The sequence below is a fragment of the Actinoalloteichus spitiensis RMV-1378 genome, assembly GCF_000239155.1.
In the GTDB taxonomy this organism is placed as follows: Bacteria; Actinomycetota; Actinomycetes; order Mycobacteriales; family Pseudonocardiaceae; genus Actinoalloteichus_B; species Actinoalloteichus_B spitiensis.
In genome coordinates this window covers 1-4658 of the sequence record NZ_AGVX02000754.1, presented here as the reverse complement: position 1 = coordinate 4658, position 4658 = coordinate 1, and the positions used below count along the sequence as shown (strand labels likewise).

Annotated in this window: 3 protein-coding genes; all 3 read right to left on the bottom strand. The window is 75.1% G+C overall.

Annotated features, from left to right (window positions below; all coding sequences use genetic code 11):
• Positions 1 to 58: 58 nt before the first annotated feature.
• Positions 59 to 1378 (bottom strand): phosphoribosyltransferase, encoded by a 1320-nt coding sequence (locus tag ACTIDRAF_RS0224850; protein WP_016701368.1) that lies wholly within the window; start codon positions 1376 to 1378, stop codon positions 59 to 61.
• A 165-nt stretch (positions 1379 to 1543) separates the two neighbouring features.
• Positions 1544 to 3265 carry a DNA polymerase/3'-5' exonuclease PolX gene (polX, locus tag ACTIDRAF_RS0224845; protein ID WP_016701367.1) on the bottom strand — a complete coding sequence of 574 codons (1722 nt, stop codon included), beginning with the start codon at positions 3263 to 3265 and terminating at the stop codon, positions 1544 to 1546.
• A 64-nt stretch (positions 3266 to 3329) separates the two neighbouring features.
• On the bottom strand, positions 3330 to 4658 hold a 1329-nt coding region (gene guaD, locus ACTIDRAF_RS31235), incomplete at its 5' end, for a guanine deaminase (RefSeq protein ID WP_016701366.1).

Genomic DNA, 4658 nt, shown 5'->3' with positions numbered 1-4658 from the left:
GATCTGTGGTGGGGGTGTGCGGGTGGTGCCGGGAGACCGCCGGCGGGTCGGGGGGACATCACGCGGGGTGGGTGAGTGCGCTCAGGTGGGTGGTGAACCAGTGGGTGGCCAGGTCGGCCACCTGGTCCAGCGCGCCGGGTTCCTCGAACAGGTGGGTGGCGCCGGGTACCACGGCCAGGTCGGTGGGGCCGCCGAGGCGCGCCTGGGCCTGCCGGTTGAGTTCGAGGACGATCTCGTCGCGTCCGCCGACGACGAGCAGTGTCGGGGCGTGCACGCCGGGGAGGTGGGGGCCGGCGAGGTCGGGCCGGCCACCTCGGGAGACGACGGCGGCGAGGTCGGCGTCCCGGTCGGCCGCGGCCCACAGCGCGGCGGCGGCACCGGTGCTGGCACCGAAGTAGCCGAGGGGGAGACCGGCGGCCGGGGGGTGCTGCCGCGCCCAGGTGGTGGCGGAGCGGAGGCGGTCGGCGAGCAGGGGGATGTCGAAGACCCGGGCTCGGTCCCGTTCCTCCTCGGGGGTGAGCAGGTCGAACAGCAGGGTGCCGATGTGCCCGGCGGAGAGCGCGTCGGCGACCCGCTGGTTGCGGGGGCTGTGCCGGCTGCTGCCGCTGCCGTGCGCGAAGATCACCAGGCCGAGGGGGTGGGTGGGCAGGTGGAGGTGTCCGGGGAGGGTGACGGCGCCGGCGGTCACGGCGACGTCCTGGTCGGAGGTCCGTCCTGTTCGGGGCTCGGGCACGGAGGCCGGCGCGGTGTGGTCGCGGGAGAGCAGGTCCACGACTTCGGCGTCGCTGGTCTGCTCGAAGTGCGCGTAGGCCTGGCCCACCGCCAGGAACACCGACGGGGTCTCCAGGCAGATCAGGTCGTCGACCTCACCTCGGAGGGCGTCCACCGCCTCGGGTGGGGCGACGGGGACGGCGAGGACGACCCGACGGGCTCCCTGGGCGCGGACGACCTGGGCGGCGGCGCGTGCGGTGGAGCCGGTGGCGATGCCGTCGTCGACGAGGACGACGGTGCGGCCGGCGACCGGGGTGCGGGGCCGGCCCCGGCGGAACCGGGCGGCGCGGCTGTCGACCTGGGCGCGTTCCCGGTGTTCGACCTCGGCGAGGTGGGTGGCGTCCACGCCCGCTCGGCGGCGGATGTGGTCGTTGATCACGCGGACGCCGTCCTCCCCCACGGCACCCATGCCCAGTTCGGGTTGGCCGGGCACGCCGAGTTTGCGGACCACGACCACGTCCAGGGGGCGGTGGAGGTGGGTGGCGACCTGGTGGGCCACCGGCACGCCGCCCCGGGGCAGTCCCAGGACTACGACGTCCTGGTCGGCGAGGGGTTCCAGGCGGTGGGCGAGGCGCCGGCCGGCGTCGCCTCGGTCGGTGAAGGGCATCGCGGCCTCCTCCCGGGCGGTGGTCGGGGACCCGGCCCGCGCCCGGCGCCGACGGGGTGGGGGCGTGGTCGGGTCCGCTCTCCCCCGCCACGGTAGGCGGTGCGGGGGCGGCGGGGTCAGTGCGGAAGGTCCCGGGACCGGGCGGTCGGTGTGCTCAGGGCCGGGTCACGGGCGGGGGCGGGTGAGGAACCGGTGGAGACGGTCCCAGGGGTAGGTGTTGATGACCTCGTCGGGGCCGACCCAGCCGCGTTGCGCGGTGCCCACGCCCAGTCGCACCTGGTCGAGGTGGCCGACGGCGTGGGCGTCGCTGGAGACGGAGAAACGCACTCCGAAGCTCCGGGCCCGGCGGGTGAGGTCGCCGTCGAGGTCCATGCGGTCGGGGAAGGAGTTGATCTCCAGGGCGGTGTCGTGGCGGGCCGCTTCGGCGAAGACGGCGTCCCAGTCGGCGTCGAGTGCCCGCCGGTGGCCGATCAGCCGGGTGGTGGGGTGGCCGAGCACGTCCACCAGCGGGTGCCGCACGGCGCGCACGAGTCGGGTGGTGGTGTCGTGCCTGCTCTGGCGGAAGTGGGAGTGCACCGAGGCCACGCGGATGTCGAATCCGCGCAGGACGTCGTCGTCCCAGTCCAGGCCGCCGTCGGGTTGGATGTTGAGCTCCGTGCCGTGGAGCAGGTGGATGCCGGCGTCGCGTTCGAGGCGGCGGATCCGCCGCCGCTGCTCGAGGGCCTTCTCCGTGGTCATCCGTTGCAGGCGCAGCAGGGGCGCGTGGTCGGTGATGGCGCAGTACTGGTGGCCGGCGTCGCGGGCGGCGCGCACCATCTCCTCCAGGGAGGCGACGCCGTCGGTGAGGTTGGTGTGCGTGTGGAGGTCGCCGCGCAGGTCGCGGCGTTCCAGCAGGCGGGGCAGCCGGTGCTGGTGGGCGGCTTGGATCTCCCCGGTGTCCTCGCGCAGCGGCGGCGGCACCCAGTCGAGGCCGAGGCGCGCGTAGAGCTCCTCCTCGCTGTCGGCGGGGACCGGGCGGCGGGTGCGGACCCGGACCAGGCCGTACTCGGAGAGGGTCAGACCGGCGTGCGCGGCGATCTCGCGGACGCGGATGTTGTGCGCCTGGGAGCCGGTGAAGTACAGCAGCGCGGGTCCCCAGGCCTGGGGAGCAACGGCGCGGACGTCGATCTGGACGCCGGCTCGGGTACGCACCGAGGTCTTGGTGCCTCCACTGCCCAGGACGCGGTCAACGCCGGGGAGGGTGGTGGCCGCGCGCATCACGGTACCGGGGTCGGTGGTGGCGACCAGCAGGTCGAGATCGCCGACGGTGTCGCGGCGGCGGCGGACGGAGCCGGCGACCTCGGCCCGCTGGACCCCGGGCAGGCCGCTCAGCGCGCCGAGTGCCCGGTCGGCGAGGTCCAGGGCCAGGGCGAGGGGGATGCGGTGGCCGGCCGCGTGGGTCTCGCGGAGGGCGGCGGCGAGGGTGTCCTCGGTGCGCGGCCCCCACCCCCGCAGGTCGCGGAGCCGTCCGTGGTGGAGCGCGTCGTGCAGCTCGGCGGTGGAGGCGATGCCGCGTTCCCGGAAGACCTGGTGGGCGCGGCGCGGGCCGAGCCCGGGGACGGCCAGCAGCGCGCGCACGCCGGCGGGCACCTCGGCGCGGAGGGTGTCGAGTTCGGTGACGGTGCCGGTGTCGAGGTACTGGCGGATCTTGGTGGCGAGTTGGTCGCCGACGCCGGGGATGGCCCGCAGGCCGGGCCGGTCGAGGCCGGCCAGGTCGGCGGTGTGCCCGCGCACCGAGCGGGCGGCGCGCTCGTAGGCCCTGATCTTGAACGGGTCGGCCCCGGAGATCGCGAGGAGTTCCGCGAACTCGGTGAGCATGTCCGCCACGGCCTCGTTGGAGCGGGGCATGCCCCGACGGTACGTCGGCCCGGTGGGGCGGCGCATCCGCCGCTGGTCCCGCGGGAGTTCCTGGTCACCGGGGGTGGTCGGGGACGGCCGGGCGCCGGTGGCGGGGGCGGCCCAGCACGTAGGTGGCCGTGACGGCGCGGTCGTCGCCCAGGGTCATGAGAGCGAGGAGCCGCTCGGAAAGGGTTCTCGCTCGTCGGGTGCGGCGCCGCAGTACCGGGGTCGCCGCCCAGTCCAGGACGACGAAGTCGGCCTCCCGCCCGGGTTGGAGGCTTCCGATGGCGCCGTCCAGGCGCAGGGCCCGTGCTCCCCCGAGGGTCGCCAGGTAGAAGGCGCGTGGCGCGGGCAACGGGTGTCCCCGCAGGGCGGCGACGGTGTGGGCGGCGTTCAGGGTGACCAGCGGTGAGTAGCTGGTGCCGGCGCCCACGTCGGTGCCGACCCCCACGGGGATGCCGGCGTCCAGCGCCGAGGTCAGGTCGAACAGGCCGCTGCCCAGGAAGAGGTTGGAGGTGGGGCAGTGCGCCACGGCGGTGCCGGTGCGGGCGAGCCGCTGCCGGTTGGTGTCGTCGATGTGGACGCAGTGGGCGAGGACGCTGCGGGGGCCGAGCAGTCCGTGGGCGTCGAACAGCGCGAGGACGGAGTCGGCGCCGAACAGGCGGTGGACCAGTGCCACCTCCTCCTGGTTCTCGGCGGCGTGGCTGTGGATCCACAGGTCGGGGAGGTCGCGGTGGAGGCGGGCGACCATCGTGAGCAGCGCCTCGGTGGAGGTCGGGGCGAAGCGGGGGGAAAGGGCGTAGCCCAGGCGTCCTCGGCCGTGCCAGCGGGCCACGAGGTCCCGGGTCTGGTGTTCGGCGGTGGCCAGGGTGGGGTCTCGCAGGCCCTCGGGGGCGTGGGGTGCGCGGTCCATGAGGACCTTGCCGCTGATCATGCGCAGGTCGCGGTCGAGGGCGGCGGAGAGGAAACCGTCGACGGAGGCGGGGTGGACCGTCGGGAAGACGCCGGCGGTGGTGGTGCCGGCGGCCAGCAGGGTGTCGAGGAGGAAGTCGGCGGCCTGGCGGGCGTGGTCGCGGTCGTGGAACTCGCGCTCTCGCGGGTACACGCTGTGGGTGAGCCAGTCCTGGAAGGTCTCGCCGGGGCTGGCGATGGCGTCGATCTGGCTGGAGTGGATGTGGGGGTCGACGAAGCCGGGCAGGAGCAGGCTGCCCCGGTGGTCGACGTGGGGGGCGTGGCGGTGTCGTGGGCGCAGCGCCGTTGCTGGTCCGACCCAGTCGACGTCCCCGTCGGGGGTGACGACCAGGGCCCCCTCGGGGTGGTGTTCGAAGCTGCCGGGTGTCTGCTCGGCGCCGGGGTCGTCGAGGAAGTGCAGGATCTCGCCGAGGAACACGGTGGTGGTGGG